The following is a 16,615-nucleotide window of genomic DNA, read 5'->3' as shown; positions in this document are numbered from 1 at the left end:
ACATGGCCGGGTCCTACTCGTCGAGCAGCTCGGCGTCGATCACATCGTCGTCGTCGGATCCGAGATCGGGCTCGGGCTCGGGTGACGTCGACGTGAGCATGAGCCCGCTGCCGTCGACCGCGACGTCGACCCTGACCAGGTCGCCGTCGTGCACTCCGCCCGAGAGCAGCGCCGTGGCCAGCTTGTTCTGCACCTCGGTCTGGATGAGACGCCGCAGCGGCCGGGCGCCGAACATCGGGTCGTAGCCGCGCTCGGCGAGCCACGACCGTGCGTCGGGGGTGACCGCCAGAGTGAGTCGCCGATCGCGCAGGCGGTCGTGCAGCTGGTCGATCGACAGCTCGACGATCTGCGCCAGGTCGTCCTGACTGAGCGCGGAGAACATCACGATGTCGTCGAGACGGTTGAGGAACTCGGGCCGGAACGCCTGGTGCACGAGCGCCATCACCTGCTCGCGCTTCTCATCGGGCGACAGCGTCGGATCGATGAGGATCGGCGAACCGAGGTTCGAGGTGAGGATCAGGATGACGTTCGAGAAGTCGACCGTGCGGCCCTGTCCGTCGGTCAGTCGGCCGTCGTCGAGAACCTGCAGCAGCACGTCGAAGACCTCGGGGTGCGCCTTCTCGACCTCGTCGAGCAGCACGACGCTGTAGGGACGCCGTCGCACGGCCTCGGTCAGCTGACCGCCCTGCTCATAGCCCACGTACCCGGGAGGGGCTCCGACGAGCCGGGAGACGGAGTGCTTCTCGCCGTACTCCGACATGTCGATGCGCACCATGGCGCGCTCGTCGTCGAACAGGAAGTCCGCCAGGGCCTTCGCCAGCTCGGTCTTTCCGACACCGGTCGGGCCGAGGAACAGGAACGATCCGGTCGGGCGACCGGGGTCGCTGATGCCCGCACGCGAGCGCCGTACGGCATCGGAGACGGCCTTCACGGCATCCTTCTGTCCGATCAGGCGCTTGCCGAGCTCGGATTCGAGGTGCAGCAGTCGCTCGCTCTCACCCTGCAGCAGTCGCCCGACGGGGATGCCGGTCCATGCGGCGATCACGGCGGCGATGTCCTCGTCGGTGACCTGCTCGTTGACCATGCGACCCTCGGTCGACACCGTCGCCTCGGCCTGCTCGGCCTCGGCGATGTCGCGTTCGAGGCGCTTGATCGTCTCGTACTCGAGCTTCGAGGCGCGCGTGTAGTCGGCCTCCCGCATCGCGAGGTCGCGCTGGGTGATCGCATCGTCGAGCTGCTTCTTCAGGTCGCCGACACGGTTGAGTCCCTGGCGCTCGCGCGCCCAGCGGGCTTCGAGCTCGGCGAGCTGCGCCTCCATGCCCACGAGCTGCTCGCGGAGGGCCGCGAGCCGCTCTTTCGACGCGGCGTCCTTCTCGCGCTTGAGCGCCAGCTCTTCGAGCTTCATGCGGTCGACCTGACGCTTCAGCTGGTCGATCTCGACCGGCGACGAATCGATCTCCATCTTGAGCCGCGACATCGACTCGTCGATCAGGTCGATCGCCTTGTCGGGAAGCTGCCTGGCCGGCAGGTACCGGTTCGACAGTGCCGCGGCGGCGACCAGCGCGCTGTCGGCGATCGTCACCCCGTGGTGCGCTTCGTAGCGGCCCTTGAGCCCCCGGAGGATCGCGATGGTGTCCTCGACCGTGGGCTCACCGACGTAGACCTGCTGGAAGCGACGCTCGAGAGCGGCGTCCTTCTCGATGAACTCGCGGTACTCGTTGAGAGTCGTCGCGCCGATCAGCCGCAGCTCGCCCCTGGCCAGCATCGGCTTGAGCATGTTCGACGCCGCGACCGAGCCTTCGCCGCCGCCCGCGCCCATGAGCACGTGCAGCTCGTCGATGAAGGTGATGATCTGCCCGTCGGATTCGGTGATCTCCTTGAGGACGCTCTTCAGCCGCTCCTCGAACTGGCCGCGGTACATCGCCCCGGCGACGAGGGCCGAGATGTCGAGCGACACGAGCTCCTTGTCCTTGAGCGACTCGGCGACGTCACCCGCCACGATGCGCTGGGCGAGCCCCTCGACGACGGCCGTCTTGCCGACGCCGGGCTCGCCGATCAGCACGGGGTTGTTCTTCGTGCGACGGGTGAGCACCTGGCTGACTCGACGGATCTCGCTGTCTCGCCCGATCACGGGGTCGAGCTTGCCCTGTCGGGCACGGTCGGTCAGATTGATACCGAACTGCTGGAGGGCGGCCTGCTGGTCATCGTTCTGGGGACTGCTCTGCGGGCTTGGCATGTGTTCCTCCTGGGGAGACTCCTTCGGGTCGGCATCCACAAAGTTGAGTGGATGTGACTCAAGTTTAGCGCATTCTGCGCGCGGCATCCAGGATCACGCGGGCGACCTCGCGCTTCGATCCCGCGGCGGATGCCACGACCTCACCTCCCGCCCCGACGATCTCGACCGCGTTGTCGCGCTTCTCGAAGCCGTGACCGGCGTTCGCGAGGTTCACCGCGAGCAGGTCGACGCCCTTGCGCTCGCGCTTGCGGCGAGCGCGCTCGCGACGTTCGTCCGCGTCCTCCGAGGTCTCGGCCGCGAAGGCGACGATGGTCTGCCCCTGCGGCGCACGGCCGTCGGCGCGGGATGCCGCGAGCGCGGCGACCACGTCCTCGTTCTCGACCAGGTCGAGGTGCGTGAGCACGCCCTGCTCCTTCGTGAGCTTGTGCTCCGACACCGTCGCGGGGCGGTAGTCGGCGACGGCGGCGGCCATGATGACGATGTCGGCAGCCCCGGCGGCATCCTTCATCGCGTCGGCGAGCTCGGCCGCGGTCCCGACCGGGACGACCCTGACGGACGGATGCCGGGCATCGGCCAGCACATCGGCTGAGATGTTGGCGGCGACCAGCGTGACGTTCGCGCCGCGGGCTGCGGCGTCCACCGCGAGCGCGATGCCCTGTCGGCCGCTCGACCGGTTGCCGAGGAAGCGCACGGGATCGATCGGCTCCCTGGTGCCGCCCGCGGACACGACCACACCCAGCCCGCCGAGGTCACGCGGCGCGAGGAGCGCGAGGGCCACCTCGAAGATCTGCTCCGGCTCCGACATGCGGCCGGGCCCGCTGTCGCCGCCGGCGAGCTCGCCGTCGGACGGGCCGACCAGGTGCACTCCGCGCGACCTCAGGGTCGCGATGTTCGCCTGCGTGGCGGCGTTGCGCCACATCTCGGCGTGCATGGCCGGCGCGAGCAGCACCGGAGCCTCGGTCGCGAGCAGCGTGGTGCCGAGCAGATCATCCGCGATGCCCGCGGTGATCTTCGCGATCGAGTTCGCCGTCGCGGGGGCGACGATCACCAGGTCGGCGTTCTGGCCCAGTGCGACATGACGCACCCGCGCGACGTCGTCATGCACGCTCGTCGTGACCGGATGCCGGCTCAGAGCCTCCCACGTCGGGGTGCCGACGAATCGCAGGGCGTCCTCGGTCGGAACGACGGTCACCTCGTGTCCGGCCTTCGTCAGCAGACGCACCAGGTGCACTGTCTTGTATGCGGCGATGCCACCCGTAACCCCGACGACGATGTTCACGGTTCGATTCTGCCCCAGCATCCGACGTCGCGGGCCCGGGACTGCGACGCGCTTCTAGACTGGATCCCGTGTGCACCGTGGTGATCGATGTGGCCGGATCCGAGACCGCGCGACTGCTCGCAGTGCGCGATGAAGACCCGCAACGGGAGTGGGATGCCCTCGGCGAATGGTGGCCGGACGCCTACCCCGGGGTCTCGGGCATCCGCGACCGGCGTGCCGGTGGCGCGTGGCTCGCAGTGAATGCGGCGGACAGACGACTTGCGGTGCTGCTGAACCGCGCCGACGTCGTGGATCTCGCGGCAGACGTCGCCGTCTCTCGCGGTTCGCTCGCCCTCGAATCGGTCATGGGGAGGTCCCCGGTGGCTCCGCTTCCCATGCACGGCTTCAACCTGCTCGAGGTTCGGCCGGAGGGAGCGCGCGTGCTGAGCTGGGACGGCGCGGAGCTGCGCGAGACACCGCTCGGCGACGGCATCCACATGATCGCGCACGACGACCTCGACGACCTCGGCACTCCCCGGATCGCGGCGTGGCTGCCGGAGTTCCGGGCGCTCGGGCCCGCGGCCGACAGCGGCGACTGGACCGGCGAGTGGACGACCCTGCTCGCCTCGTCGGCGCGGTTGGACCCGGAGGACGATCGGGCGATCATCCGCGACAACCGTCCGCACGGCTACCCGACCCAGTCGCTGCTGTACTGCACCGCCGCGGTCACCCCCGACGGGGTCGACGTCGACTATCGCGCGCTTCCCAGCCCCGGCCACTGGGATCACTGAGCAGCGAGCGTCACTGAGCGCAGCGTGCGGCGCGCCGTGCAGCGTGCGTCGCTGAGCGCAGCGTGCGGCGCAGCTGCGTCGCGCGGTGCCGCGCTCAGGCCGCAGACGACTCGCCGTCGTCGGCGCACGAGAAGCGCGCACGGTAGGCCGTCGGGGTGGTGCCGAGCACCCGCGAGAAGTTCTGCCGAAGCACGGCCGCCGACCCGAAGCCGCACTCGTCGGCGATCTGCTCGAGCGACAGATCGCTGCGCTCGAGCATCCGCTGGGCGTGCAGCACACGCTGCCGCGCCAGCCAGGCCGCCGGAGTCGCGCCGTACTCCGCCTTGAACCGTCGGGCGAACGTGCGGGGAGACATGAGCGCGCGGGCCGCGAGCTGGTCGACGCCGAGATCGTCGCGGAGGTGCGCGACGGCCCAGTCCGCGACGGCGGCGAGCGAATCGTTCTGCGCGACGGGGATCGGACGGTCGATGAACTGCGCCTGGCCTCCGTCGCGCTGCGGCGGCACGACCATGCGACGGGCGATGCGGTTGGTGAGCTCGGCCCCGAGCTCGATCCGCAGCAGGTGCAGGCAGGCGTCGATGCCCGCCGCTGTGCCTGCGCTCGTGATGATGCGGTCGTCCTGCACGAAGAGCACGTCGGGGTCGATGTCGATCTCGGGATACATCTCGGCCATCACGTCGGAGTACATCCAGTGCGTGGTCGCCCGACGCCCGTCGAGCACTCCGGCGGCGCCGAGGATGAAGGATCCGCTGCAGATCGTCAGTACCCAAGCGCCGCGCGCGACCGCGTCGCGGGCGACCTCGAGGAGCAGCGGGTCGATCTGCGTCCAGTACTCCCGGGGAACCGGACACAGGATGACGAGGTCCGCTTCGTAGGCGAACGACAGGTCGTGCTCGACGTTGATCGAGAAGCCGAGCTTCGACTGCACGACACCGGGGTGCGGAGCGACGACCCGGAAGTCGAAGTTCGGGACCCCGTCGTTCGACCGGTCCAGTCCGAACGCCTCGCAGGCGAGGCCGAACTCGAACGGCGCGAATCCGTCTTGGACGACGCAGGCGACGGTCTTCATCATGGCGCTCTCCCGGTTTGGCAGTTTTCCTACGTGCAGAGTCTATTCTGCCACTCGTGGCAGATCAACAGTGATCGTAGCGTTTCTGCCATGTTCCTCATCATCGCACTCATAGCCCTCGCCGTGTGGGCTCTCGTGTCCACGGTCATCGAACTCCGCCGCGACGGATACCGACGCGTTCCCACTGACTGGTCCCGCGTCGCCGATCGAGACGCGCTCGACCGAGCGGAGACCGGGCGCGTCTATCGCTGAACCGGAGCGGAATCTCCCTGCGCGCCGGCATGCGCGGCTACGCTCGTGTGCATGAGCGAGCCCCAGCAGCCTCCCGCGCAGCCACACGGAACTCCCCCGGACTACGCGGGCTCGCACTATCCGGCGCAGCCGGTACCGCAGCCGGCACCGCAGCCGCCACCGCAACCGCAGCACGCGCCGCACGACGGCCAGCCGCACGCCGGACAGCCCTACCCCGGACAGCAGCATGCCGGACAAACATATGCCGGACAAACATATGCCGGACAGCCGTACCCGGGCGAGCAGCGTCCGGCCCAGCCCGGAGCCGGCCTCGGGCGCACCGCCTTCCTCCTCGCTCTGGTCTCGCTCGCGATCGGGCTTGTCGTCACGCTGTCGTACCCTCTGATGTTCCGGATGACGGGCGACCCCTTCGCGATCGGCGCGTTCTCGGCGATCGGCAACGGACTCGTGCTGGTCGTCGCCGTCGTCGGACTCATCCTCGGCCTGATGTCGGTGCGACGACCGGGGCCGAAGATCCTCGCCGGCATCGCGATCGGCGTCACCGCATCGCAGCTCGTCGGAATCGTCATCTCGTGGGTGTCGAATCTCTTCTACGCGCTTCCCTTCTGACCGTCCGGAGAATCGATGAGCGACCAGCAGCAGAACCCAGACGCCCCCCAGGATTCGGGCAGGCCGCACACGCAGCCCGGCCAGCCGCACGCGCAACCCGGCCAGCCCTATGCGCAACCCGGCCAGCCGTACGCGCAACCCGGCCAGCCCTACGGACAGCCCGCCCAGCCCTACGGAGTCGCGACGCCGCCGTACGCATCAGGGCAGACAGCACCGCGGCCCGGGAGCCTCGGTCGCACCGCGTTGATCGTGGCGGTGAGCGCCGCGGCCGTGGGGCTCTTCTTCCAGATCGTCACCCCGTTCATGTACATGAGCGTCGGCTACCAGTTCGTCGATCTGCTGTCGAACCTCGTGAATCTCATCGTGCTGGCCGGCGCGGGTGCCGGTCTGGTGCTGGGACTCATCGCGCTTCGGCGCCCGGCACCTCACCTGCTCGCGGCGATCGCGATCGGCGTGGGCGGCAGCGCCGTCGTCGGCACCCTCGTCTCGTGGGTGTCGAACCTGTTCTACTACTTCGGGTTCTGAGTGCGAGACTCGGCCGCGAGCACGCGGTCGTAGACCTCGATCATCGCGGCGGTGCGCGACGACTGACGGAACGACTCCGAGACTTCGCGCATGGGCAGAGGTGCGGTGCCGGCAGCGATGTCGGATGCCGCGCGGCGCAGCGTCTCGACGAGACCCGCCCGTCGCTGGTCCTCGGTGCCTGACGCACCCGGGACAGCCCAGAGACCGCCACCCAGTTCTGCGGCGATGTCGGGGTCGCTGATCACAGACGGCGTGCCGAGCGTCGCCGCCTCGAACGGCGTCATCCCCTGCGTCTCGAAGCCGATCGAGGTCTGCACGAGCGCGTCAGCGGCGGCGATTCGCGCCAGCGTGTCGGGATAGCTGAGCTTGCCGGCGAATCGGACCGTCGGCAGGTCCTCGACGATCTTCTCCGCCGCGGCTCGCTGGGCGCCTCCGCCGATGATCTCGAGATCGGCATCGACTCCCGATTCGACGAAGGCCTCGAGGAAGGGGAGCAGTCGCTTCTCGGGGCTCATGCGCCCGAGCCAGACGAAACGGGGGCGCCCCGGTTCACGCTCGCCGGGCGCGGCGGCGAGGGTCGCGTCGCGGATGTCGTCGTCGATGCCGTTCCACACCACATCGACCGGACTGAATACCCCATGCTCTTCGAGGCGTCGGGCGAAGTGGGTCGACGGTGCTGTCACCGCTGACGCACCGCCGGCGATTCCACGCAGGAACGCCCAGCCGTCACTGCCGCCGATCGTCGGCACCACCCCCGCGAGCGCCCGGCGCCGCCAGATGTTCAACGCAGAGAGCACCGGCCCATGCAGCGGGGTGACCGCGGCGATCCCCACGTCCACGCGGTTGTGCATGGTGTGCACGACGGGAATGCCGTGTCGAGCCGCATATCGGTGCCCGATGAACGCACCCCAGAAGTCCGCCTGGACATGCACGAGATCCACGGGCGGTCGATGCGTCAGCGCCCGATCGAGGAAGCGATCCGTGCGGCGTCCGGGCCAGCTCATCGAATACTCGCGGTCGACGGTGATCGGCACCGACGGCAGGTCGAGGTTCGAGGGATCGGTGCCGCCTGCAGCCCGCGATCCGTGCATCTTCGGTGCCACGACGGTCACGGTGTGGCCTGCGCGCTCGAGGAACTCGCGCTGCAGCCGCATCGACACCTGCGCCCCGCCGAGCGAGTCGAGGTGCTGATCGCCGAAGAAGACGATGTGCATGGCGGGTGCCGTCACTCGGGCAGGGGCTCGTCGCGGTACAGCGCCTCGAAGGTGTCGAGCGTGCGGTTGATGTCGTGGATCGCGACGCCGTCGAGAGATGCCTGCTGCATGCGGGCGTACTCCCCGGGTGACGCGGTCAGCACATCGGTGAGCCGCGCCGCCAGGGCATCGGCATTGCCCGGTTCGAACAGGTAGCCGTTCTCGCCGTCGTGCACGAGGTGCGGCAGTGCGACGGCATCCGCTGCGACGATCGGGAGCGCGGAGGCCATGGCTTCCATCGTCGCGATCGACTGCAGCTCGGCGATCGAGGCGATCGTGAAGACGGAGGCACGCGAGAGCAGCGCCCGCAGTTCCTCATCGCTGGTGCGTCCGTGGAACGTCACGCGGTCGGCGAGGCCGAGCTGGTGCGAGAGATTCTCGAGCTGCTTGCGCTGATCCCCGCCGCCGACGATGTCGAACGTGGCGTGCAGGGCGGGGTCGAGCTTCGTCATCGCCTGCAGGATGACCTCGACCTGCTTCTCGGCGGTCAGTCGGCCGACGAAGATGATGCGATTCGCGTCACGGGGTGCGACGACCGGCGTGTACTGGGTGCGGTCGATGCCGCAGCTGACGGGAATGACGTTCTCGACGGCGACGGTGCGCTCGAGGAAGTCGGCTGCTCGACGCGTCGGCGTCGTGATCGCGCGGGTCAGTGCGAAGGTGCGCTTCGCGTCTCCCCACGCCCACCGCAGCACGAGATCGTCGATGAACTTCGGCATCGTGGTGTGGTCGAGGATGTTCTCGGCCATCACATGGTTCGTCGCGATCACCGGGATGCCCCGCTCGTGAGCAATCCGCGAGAGGCCGCGACCGATCACGATGTGCGACTGGATGTGCACGACGTCGGGCTGCACGTCGTCGATGATCTTGCGGGCGTAGTGCTTCACGCGCCACGGCCAGACGAAGCGCAGCCAGTCGTGCGGAGCCCAGCGCACCGAGGGCAGCCGGTGAAGAGTCATCGGCTCGCCCTCGATGACCTCCGTCCGCGCGGGCGTGCGGCGGTAGACCAGGTTCGGGGCGACGACATGCACGTCGTGGCCGCGCTGCACGAGACCGGCGGCGAGGCGCTCGGCGAAGCGCGCGGCACCGTTGATGTCGGGCGCGAAGGTGTCGCATCCGATCAGGATGCGCAGTGGACGGGGTCCCGTGTGGGGAGCGACGTCGGAAGCACTCGTCGGATCGGAGGTAGAGGAGGACATTCTGCCTTACGGTACGGCGGCCAGGGGAGCCCGATCGGGCGATCGCCACTCTACCCGAGGGGCTTGTTCGAGCTGCTGAGGCATACCGGCATCCCTCAGCCTCACCCCCTACCGTGGAGGCATGCGACTGACTGCCGACGCCGACCCGCAACTGTGGATCCCCGTGACGGATTCGCTCGGATGGAGGGGTCGCCGGCACCGCAAGGCGGCGATCCGGATGCTGTTGGGGCAGGTGAACTCGGCGATCGGCGCCACGCAGCGTCCGGGTTCGCGGCTCGGCGCCTGGGCGATGAGCCAGGCGGCGCCGATGCTGATGCGCCGGGCGGACGGGCGCGTGCTCGTCTGGACCTGGAAGGCGGACCCTGAGCTGGTCGTGGCGATGGCGACCGCGCAGGCGCTGACTCCCGAAGTCCGGATCGCCCGCGCCTCGATGCCGATGGACTACGACGACACCCAGTCCTTCTCGAGCCGCTGGCTGGGCACGGGAGAGAAGCTCGTCGTGGCGATGCCGCCGTCCCCTGCATCTCCGCCGTTCGTCACCTACACCTGGGACACCGGCACGCACCTGGTGACGTTGACCGCGATGTGCAGCGACCGCGAACGCTTCGGCACGCTCGACGGTGCGCTCGATGACCTCGCGCGCAGCATCCGGGTCGCCGATGAGGTCACGGGCGGCGAATCTCCCGAGGTGCTCCGCCTCGGACCCGCCTGAGCTCGATTCTCCCGCCCGAGCGGCGGTTGCCAGAGTTCGATCGCGGGACCTTCCCGGGTCGTGGATGCGGGCGAAGGTGCCCTATTCGGCTGTTCTTCTCCGGTCAACGCCGTCAGGTCAGACCCGCATAGGGGCAGCTCGAACGTGCACGTTCCGCAGGACGCTGAGCCTCGGTGTGCGCCATCGTTCGTCGGGATCCCACCATCTCGGTCCTCGTACCTGCGGGACCCCGTCGTCCATGCGGATCTCCCACCCCGAGGTCCCGAGGGATCGGTGGTGCCACCAGCACAACGGCACCCCGTTATCGGTATGCGTCGGACCACCCCGCACATGCTCGACGACATGGTGGATCTCGCACCACGACGCCGGAACATGGCACCCGGGAATGAGGCATTCTTTGTCGCGGGCGATGATCGCCCGGCGTTGGTGCACGGTGAACACCCGGTCGGTGGTCGTGATCCCGATGATCCTGCCCTCATCCACCAGCACCCGTTGAATCGTCCCCGCGCATCCGACGTGCGCGGCGACGGAGACCGGGACGTGGGCACCGGATCCCGGGATCGTCGCCCACCCACCGTTTCCGCCCGCTCCGCCCATTCCGCCCGCTCCGCCCATTCCGCCCACGAGATCCTTCGCGTCGACGTTCACGACCAGGACCGGCGCCGCTCCACCGAGGGTGGGCATGTCGTTGTGTCGCGCGGCGATGGCGAACACCATCGCGAGGGCGTCGTGACGCTTCTGCGACGCGGAGCGGTCATCAAGCACACACCGCGGATCCGAGTTGAACGGGTCACCGTCCTCTACGTCCGGGCCGGCGTCAGTATCCGCACCAGCATCCGCATCCGCATCCGCATCCGCACCCTCGCTCGGGGCGAAGTGCACTCCGGGCATGGGCGGGCCGTCGCTTTTGGGGTTGAGGATCGCGTCCAGGATCAGCTGCAGCTGCGCCGCGACGTCCGGGGTCAGATACCCGCGGATCGCGTGCACGCCGTGCGTGAGACGGCCGATCGTGATGCCCCGCCGGCGCCGGGAGTCCTCATCCTTGGGTTCTTCCCCATCGGGGTCGAACATCGACGCGAGATCCTCGGCAAGGGCCTTCAAGTCCTGAGCGGTCGGCGCCGGACCCGGCTCATCAGCCTCCAGGCCCTCATCATCAGCGTCGACCACGACGCCGTGGCCGCGAGCACACCCCGCCAACGCGACATCCGCCGCCAACCGCTGATCGACCGTCAGCCGATCCCACACCTTCTCGATCGGCCCCGTCGCCGCAAGAAACCCGGCCACCCCGACCACCCCATCCAGCAACGCGAGACGCAACTCCGACCACCGCGCCGGCATCCTCTCCCCCGCCAGACTCACCGGACGCCGCACCAGATCGACGACCCTGTCGACCCGGGACGCGCCCCGCACATCCACCGACACCGTCCGCTGCAACAGCTCATTCAGGCCCCGACACCCCGCCGAATGCGGAAAGTCTGCCGCGTCGCCCGTCGCGATCGTCTCGACAATCACGGCCTCCGCGCGGCGGAAGACAGCACCCGCACCCTGCAGAACAGTCACCCGATCCGCATCCGACAACCCCGCCAGCGCGTCATCGGACAGCACCGTGTCGAGGTCGGCGATGACCCGATCCAGAAGCTCCGCAGTGCTGTTCATACCCCCAGTCAACCCCGGGCCACCGACATTCGAGACCCGAAACCACCAAGAATTACCCCAGATCAGATCCGTATTCTGATCTCCCGGAATGGCACAGCGCAGGGTGCACGCCATCAGGCGACGCCTATTGTGAACAGAGGTAACAATGTAATAGGGTAACCACCATGGAACCCCTCTTCGTCGACCGCCTCCTTCAGATCGCCGACCTGTTCCAGAAGGACATGGCCCGCGCGTTCGCCGGCACGGATCTCACACCGACCCGTGTGCACCTCCTGTGGGTCCTGCAGCACACCGGTCCGTCGACGCAGCAGACCCTCGCCACCCTCTGCGGGGTGACACCCCGCAACATCACCGCTCTCGTGGACGCACTCGAGGGCTCAGGTCACGTCCGTCGCACCCCCCATCCCTCCGACCGCCGCGCCGTGCTGGTCGAGCTCACCTCGACCGCCCTCGAGACCATGTCGCAGATGCAGGAGGAGCACGCGCAGCTCAATGAGACGCTGCTGAACGCGATCGCCCCCGACGACCGCGCCGCGGTCGAGCGTGGCCTGACAGCCGTCGCCGCGCATCTCGAGAACCTCGTCACCTCCGCGGCGAGCGCGCACGCCCCCGCACCCGCACCCGCACCCGCACCCACACCGGTGCCGACACCGACCCCGGCACCGGCACCGACACCGGAGGGCACGCCATGACCGAGCATCTGCAGACGACCGCTCCGAGCCCGACCCCGATCGCGCGCATCCTCACCTTCCTCCATCGCGCATGGGTCGCCGAGCTTCGCGTCTACTCGAGCATCGCGCGTGCCATCGCCCGTCGTCCCGCAGTCCCGGAGGGCGGCACGGGGATCAGCTATCACCGTCCCGTGCTCACCGTGCTGTTCATCTTCATCGGCCTCTCCGCTGTCGAGATCCCGATCCTCGACCTGATCGTGCATCAGTGGCCCGTCGTGCGGATCACTCTGCTGGTGCTCGGGATCTGGGGCGTCACCTGGATGGTCGGTCTGCTGTGCGCGATGCTCATGCGCCCGCATGCCGTGGGGCCAGACGGCGTCCGGGTGCGCAGCGGACTCGAGCTGGACGTGCCGATCGGCTGGGCCGACATCGCGTCGATCGCGATCAGTCGTCGCGTCGATGAGCCCAAGCAGCCGCGGGTCATCGGTTCGGAGTACGCCGAGCGGATGCAGGACGAGACCAACATCGAGATCGAACTCGAACGCCCCGTCGCGATCCGGCTCCCCGGCCTCGCGCCGAAGGGCGGGACTCATCAGGTCGACCGCATCCGCCTGTGGGCCGACGACCCGCGCGCGTTCCTCGACGCCGCCCGACCGTTCCTCGTCGCGGCCTGAACGAGGCCTGATCGCGGCGCGGTCAGTCCAACCCGCGGTCCGCGAGCCACTGCTTCGCGACGAGTACCGGAGCCCGCACCAGCCAGGCGTCCGCGATGATCTCCGCCAGCCGGTCGCGCTCGACCGCATCGAGCTGCACCAGCACACCGGGGTACCCGTCGAAGTGCGGAATGGAGAACAGCCCTTCGGGCTCTGCGGCGAGCAATGCCGCCTTCTCATCGAGGCTGCCGACTCGCACGCCCAGCACGGGCCCCTCCGGCCAGTCGAGCCCGAGGTCGGCGAGCTGCCGCAGATCGACCTTGCTCGGCCCGCGCACCCAGGCGATCTGACCGCTCGCCAGGCGCCAGGAGGGCTCGCCGGTGTGTCCGCCCACACGCTCGGTCACACCGGGGAGCGCGAGAGCGATCTCACGGACATCATCGACGGTCGCCATCCGCCCATCGTCCTCCCGTGAGGCGGCCGCCACAATGGCCGCATCCGCTCGCCGCCCCTCGGGTGGCGTTCAGCGCGAGTCGCGCTTCGCCTGTCGACGCGCACCCTGGGCGCGACTCGAGGCGTCTCGTTTCACACCACCGGTGGTCTGCTCGGGGATCCCCGCCCGCCATGGGTTCTTGCGCGGAGGATGCCGGTCGGAGGACATCCTCACGGCTGCCTCACCGCACGATGCGCAGCGTCCGCACCTCGAACGGCCGCAGGCGCAGCTCTCCGCCGACGCGCGGGTCGTCGATCGCATCCTCGATCAGCGAGACCTCACGGATCTCCCTGTGCTCGAAGTCGGCGACCAGCGAACCGACGGCGCGGCGACCGAGCGCCTCGTAGAGACGGACGATGACGTCACCGGAGCCATCGTCCGCGAGCTTCACGCCCGACACCACGATGCCGTCGCCGTCGACGGACACGAGAGGCGCGACTTCGCGCTCGCCGTGCACGACCGTCGGCGCGGTGTTGAGTCGGATCCCCTCGGTCGTCGCGATCGCCGCATCGGCTCCGATCACGAAGCCGATCGTGATCTCGTGGTGCCCGTGATCGGTGTCGGGATCGGGGAACCGCGGTGCGCGCAGCAGCGAGAGCCGCACGGTGGTCGCGACCGCGTCGTCCGAGACCTCGCGCGAGGTGTCGTACCCGTAGATCGAGTCGTTCACGAGCGCTACGCCGAAGTCCTGCTCGCGCACCAGCACGAAGCGGTGCATCGAGGTCTCGAACTTCGCAGCCTCCCAGCTGGTGTTCGTGTGCGTCACCCGCGACTGGTAGCCGAACTGCGTCTCGGCCTCGGTGTGCGTGGCCTGGATGTCGAGAGGGAAGGCGAGCTTGAGCAGCTTCTCGGTCTCGTGCCAGTCCACGTCGTTGCGCAACAGCACGGTGCGCTCGCCCGGGGCGAGCGTGATGGTCTGCTCGATCGTCGACTCCGAGAACGCCCGGGTCACGATGACGGTCGCGACCCCGTCGACGACGGATGCCGAGATCGATGCGACCGCGGTGAGGTCGTCGACGCTGTTGCGGTAGTAGCGATCGATGTCCCAGGCGTCCCACATGTTCGGGAAGTCCTGGTGCAGCTGGAACAGGTTCGCCGCCCGCCCCTCGGCCACCGCCTCTCGGCCCGACGCCTTGTCCACCGCCGAGACGATGAGTCCCTCGGCGGAGATCAGCACGGAGACCAGCTCGTTCTCGAGCCGCCAGCCGCCGTCTTCTCCTGCGAGCAGGACGGATGCCGGGGCCGGCGCCTCGACGAAGCCGGCGCCGAGGGCACGACCGCCGCCGACCGAGGTCGGCACGAACCGCAGCTCGCGCTCGCCTTCTCCGGCGAGGGAGCGGCGCGCGGCGTCGGCGAGCGCCTGCGCATCGGCGAGCACGCGCGAGAGGACCTCGACGGCCTCACGATGCACCCAGGCGATCGAGGTGCCGGGCAGGATGTCGTGGAACTCGTGCAGCAGCACCGTCTCCCACAGGCGGTCGAATTCGGCCTGGGGATATGCGGCGCCGGTGCGCACGGCATCCGTCGCCGCCCACAGCTCCGCCTCCACGAGTGCGTGCTCGCACCACCGGTGCAGCGCCTTGGTGGCGTGCTGGCTGGTGAGCGTTCCGCGGTGGAGTTCGAGATAGAGCTCGCCGACCCATACGGCCGGGTTCGGCAGCTCGGCCCTGGCCGCCTCGAAGAAGGTGTCCGGGTGCTCCCAGACGACCCGCGCGCTGCCTTCGAGGTTCTCGAGGCGCTTCGCCTTGCCGGTCATCTCGCGCGTGGTGCCACCGCCCCCGTCGCCCCAGCCCACCGGTGCGATCGACCGCGACGTCACGCGGTTCTCCTTGAACTGACGAGATGCCTTGGCGACTTCCATGCCGCTCAGCTGCGAGTTGTACGTGTCCATCGACGGGAAGTGCGTGAACACCTGCGAGCCGTCGATGCCCTCCCAGAGGAAGCTGTGGTGCGGGAACGCGTTCTGCTGATTCCACGAGATCTTCTGCGTGAAGAACCACTCGAACCCGGCCCGGCGCATGAGCTGCGGCAGCGCAGGCGAGTATCCGAAGCTGTCCGGCAGCCAGACGCCCTTCGAGCGGATGCCGAACTCGCGTTCGAAGAACCGCTGACCGAACGAGAACTGGCGCACGAGCGACTCGCCGGACGGCATCACGGTGTCGGATTCGACCCACATGCCGCCGAGCGGCAGGAATCGCCCGTCCGCGACCGCGGCCTTGACCCGGGAGTAGACCTCGGGCCGGTGCTCCTTGAGCCATGCGTACTGCTGCGCGCTCGACATCCCGTAGAGGAAGTCGGGCTGCTCGTCGATCAGCGTCGCCATCGACGACGTGGTGCGGGCGACCTTGCGGATCGTCTCGCGCACCGGCCACAGCCAGGCCGAGTCGATGTGCGCATGTCCGATCGCCGAGATGCGGTGGGCGCTGGCCTCGGCGGGCGCCGCGAGCGCCGGCGCCAGTCGAGCTCGGGCATCGGCAGCGGTCTCGACGATGTGCTGCAGGTCGAGCACGTCGAGGGCATCGTCCATCGCCTGCAGGATCTGCATCCGTCGCGGCGAGGTCGCCGGCAGCTCGGCCTGGAGCTCGAACAGGACCTCGAGGTCGAGGGACAGCTCGAACACCTCCTGCTCGAAGACGGCGAGGTCGATGCGGCGGGTGCGATAGAGCGGTTCGCGGGAGGACGTGCGGATGTCGCCCTCCTGCGTCGGCAGGAAGGGGTGGTAGTCGAGCAGAACCGGGTTGGCGGCCGCCTCGAGGTAGAGCTCGACCGGCTCGTCGCCGTGCGCGGTCTCGGTGATCGGCAGCCACTGATTGCGTGGGTTGATGCTCTTCACCGGTGTTCCGTCCGGCCGGTAGACGAGCGCCTCGCACTGGAAGCCGGGCATGTTGATGTCGAACCCGAGGTCGATGACGGCCTCGACCCGACGGCCCGCCCAGTCGGCGGGCACTGCGCCGGTGATCTTGAACCAGGTCGTCGACCAGGCAGGACCCCACATGCTCGGCACGGATGCCGGGGCGAAGTCCAGTGCGAGCCCGTCGGCGGGACTGATCGGCTCGCCGGGGATCTGGTTGACCTCGACGGTGAGGGGGACGGCGGCCGAGTGGACGGCCGGGCGGATGCGCTCGTCGAGCACCCTCTTGACGCGGCCGACGGTGAGCGAGGTGTCGTCATGCATGTATCTGGTTCTCCGGGCTCGACGGTGAGTGGTGCATAGGCGGTGTGCGCGACTGGAGCCCGA

15 protein-coding genes are annotated in these 16,615 nt (G+C 68.9%); 7 read left to right on the top strand and 8 right to left on the bottom strand.

Translation table 11 applies throughout. The features are described 5' to 3' along the window. Positions 1-13: 13 nt before the first annotated feature. Both ACZZZQ_RS08830 and coaBC read right to left on the bottom strand, forming a co-directional pair. Entirely contained in the window at positions 14-2,236 is a 2,223-nt protein-coding gene (locus tag ACZZZQ_RS08830) for an ATP-dependent Clp protease ATP-binding subunit (RefSeq protein WP_463507359.1), read from the bottom strand. Positions 2,237-2,300: 64 nt separating this feature from the next. After that, complete coding sequence (gene coaBC, locus ACZZZQ_RS08825; protein ID WP_463507358.1) at positions 2,301-3,515, bottom strand: bifunctional phosphopantothenoylcysteine decarboxylase/phosphopantothenate--cysteine ligase CoaBC; 1,215 nt, start codon at positions 3,513-3,515, stop codon at positions 2,301-2,303. 68 nt (positions 3,516-3,583) lie between these two features. On the opposite strand from coaBC, the gene ACZZZQ_RS08820 reads away from it, so the two are divergent. Further along, positions 3,584-4,285 carry an NRDE family protein gene (locus ACZZZQ_RS08820; protein ID WP_431738327.1) on the top strand — a complete coding sequence of 234 codons (702 nt, stop codon included), beginning with the start codon at positions 3,584-3,586 and terminating at the stop codon, positions 4,283-4,285. A gap of 94 nt (positions 4,286-4,379) precedes the next feature. On the opposite strand, the gene ACZZZQ_RS08815 is transcribed toward ACZZZQ_RS08820, so the two are convergent. Further along, positions 4,380-5,354: a GlxA family transcriptional regulator gene (locus tag ACZZZQ_RS08815; RefSeq protein ID WP_171822003.1), complete on the bottom strand. Its 975-nt coding sequence runs from the start codon at positions 5,352-5,354 to the stop codon at positions 4,380-4,382. A gap of 90 nt (positions 5,355-5,444) precedes the next feature. Between ACZZZQ_RS08815 and ACZZZQ_RS08810 the strand changes: the two genes are divergently transcribed. From ACZZZQ_RS08810 to ACZZZQ_RS08800, 3 genes are read left to right on the top strand one after another with little or no spacing between them, the layout of a single operon-like run. Beyond that, the gene (locus ACZZZQ_RS08810) at positions 5,445-5,606 is read left to right on the top strand and encodes a hypothetical protein (RefSeq protein ID WP_171821952.1); all 162 of its coding nucleotides are present in this window, start codon (positions 5,445-5,447) and stop codon (positions 5,604-5,606) included. Positions 5,607-5,657: 51 nt separating this feature from the next. After that, positions 5,658-6,215, top strand: a complete 558-nt coding sequence (locus ACZZZQ_RS08805) for a hypothetical protein (RefSeq protein WP_463507357.1) — start codon at positions 5,658-5,660, stop codon at positions 6,213-6,215. 15 nt (positions 6,216-6,230) lie between these two features. Further along, positions 6,231-6,740 (top strand): hypothetical protein, encoded by a 510-nt coding sequence (locus ACZZZQ_RS08800; protein ID WP_463507356.1) that lies wholly within the window; start codon positions 6,231-6,233, stop codon positions 6,738-6,740. Here the strand turns inward: ACZZZQ_RS08800 and ACZZZQ_RS08795 are convergent. Together ACZZZQ_RS08795 and ACZZZQ_RS08790 are read right to left on the bottom strand one after the other, a co-directional pair. Further along, entirely contained in the window at positions 6,725-7,969 is a 1,245-nt protein-coding gene (locus tag ACZZZQ_RS08795; protein WP_321163945.1) for a glycosyltransferase family 4 protein, read from the bottom strand. The two genes, ACZZZQ_RS08800 and ACZZZQ_RS08795, sit on opposite strands and share 16 nt — an antisense overlap. Then, complete coding sequence (locus tag ACZZZQ_RS08790; protein ID WP_053098039.1) at positions 7,966-9,192, bottom strand: glycosyltransferase; 1,227 nt, start codon at positions 9,190-9,192, stop codon at positions 7,966-7,968. Before ACZZZQ_RS08790 ends, ACZZZQ_RS08795 begins: the two co-directional genes overlap by 4 nt. 121 nt (positions 9,193-9,313) lie before the next feature. Here ACZZZQ_RS08790 and ACZZZQ_RS08785 point away from each other — a divergent pair, with 121 nt between their 5' ends. Beyond that, positions 9,314-9,904, top strand: coding sequence for a hypothetical protein (locus ACZZZQ_RS08785; RefSeq protein WP_053098040.1), 591 nt, complete (start codon positions 9,314-9,316; stop codon positions 9,902-9,904). A gap of 117 nt (positions 9,905-10,021) precedes the next feature. Here ACZZZQ_RS08785 and ACZZZQ_RS08780 read toward each other — a convergent pair whose 3' ends face one another. Further along, positions 10,022-11,560, bottom strand: coding sequence for an HNH endonuclease signature motif containing protein (locus tag ACZZZQ_RS08780; protein WP_463507355.1), 1,539 nt, complete (start codon positions 11,558-11,560; stop codon positions 10,022-10,024). Between the two features lie 164 nt (positions 11,561-11,724). Here ACZZZQ_RS08780 and ACZZZQ_RS08775 point away from each other — a divergent pair, with 164 nt between their 5' ends. Both ACZZZQ_RS08775 and ACZZZQ_RS08770 read left to right on the top strand, forming a co-directional pair. Next, positions 11,725-12,252: a MarR family winged helix-turn-helix transcriptional regulator gene (locus ACZZZQ_RS08775; protein WP_463507354.1), complete on the top strand. Its 528-nt coding sequence runs from the start codon at positions 11,725-11,727 to the stop codon at positions 12,250-12,252. Continuing rightward, positions 12,249-12,905 carry a hypothetical protein gene (locus tag ACZZZQ_RS08770; protein ID WP_463507353.1) on the top strand — a complete coding sequence of 219 codons (657 nt, stop codon included), beginning with the start codon at positions 12,249-12,251 and terminating at the stop codon, positions 12,903-12,905. Before ACZZZQ_RS08775 ends, ACZZZQ_RS08770 begins: the two co-directional genes overlap by 4 nt. Positions 12,906-12,927: 22 nt before the next feature. Here the strand turns inward: ACZZZQ_RS08770 and ACZZZQ_RS08765 are convergent, their stop codons facing one another. Next, on the bottom strand, positions 12,928-13,338 hold the full coding sequence (locus ACZZZQ_RS08765; RefSeq protein WP_372984058.1) for an MmcQ/YjbR family DNA-binding protein: 411 nt from the start codon (positions 13,336-13,338) through the stop codon (positions 12,928-12,930). Positions 13,339-13,558: 220 nt separating this feature from the next. Continuing rightward, positions 13,559-16,552: an alpha-mannosidase gene (locus ACZZZQ_RS08760; protein ID WP_463507352.1), complete on the bottom strand. Its 2,994-nt coding sequence runs from the start codon at positions 16,550-16,552 to the stop codon at positions 13,559-13,561. Positions 16,553-16,615: the final 63 nt, after the last annotated feature.

Source organism: Microbacterium sp. AC132 (genome assembly GCF_979258525.1).
Note: the sequence above shows the minus strand (reverse complement) of the source record. Positions and strands in the feature narration are given on the sequence as shown.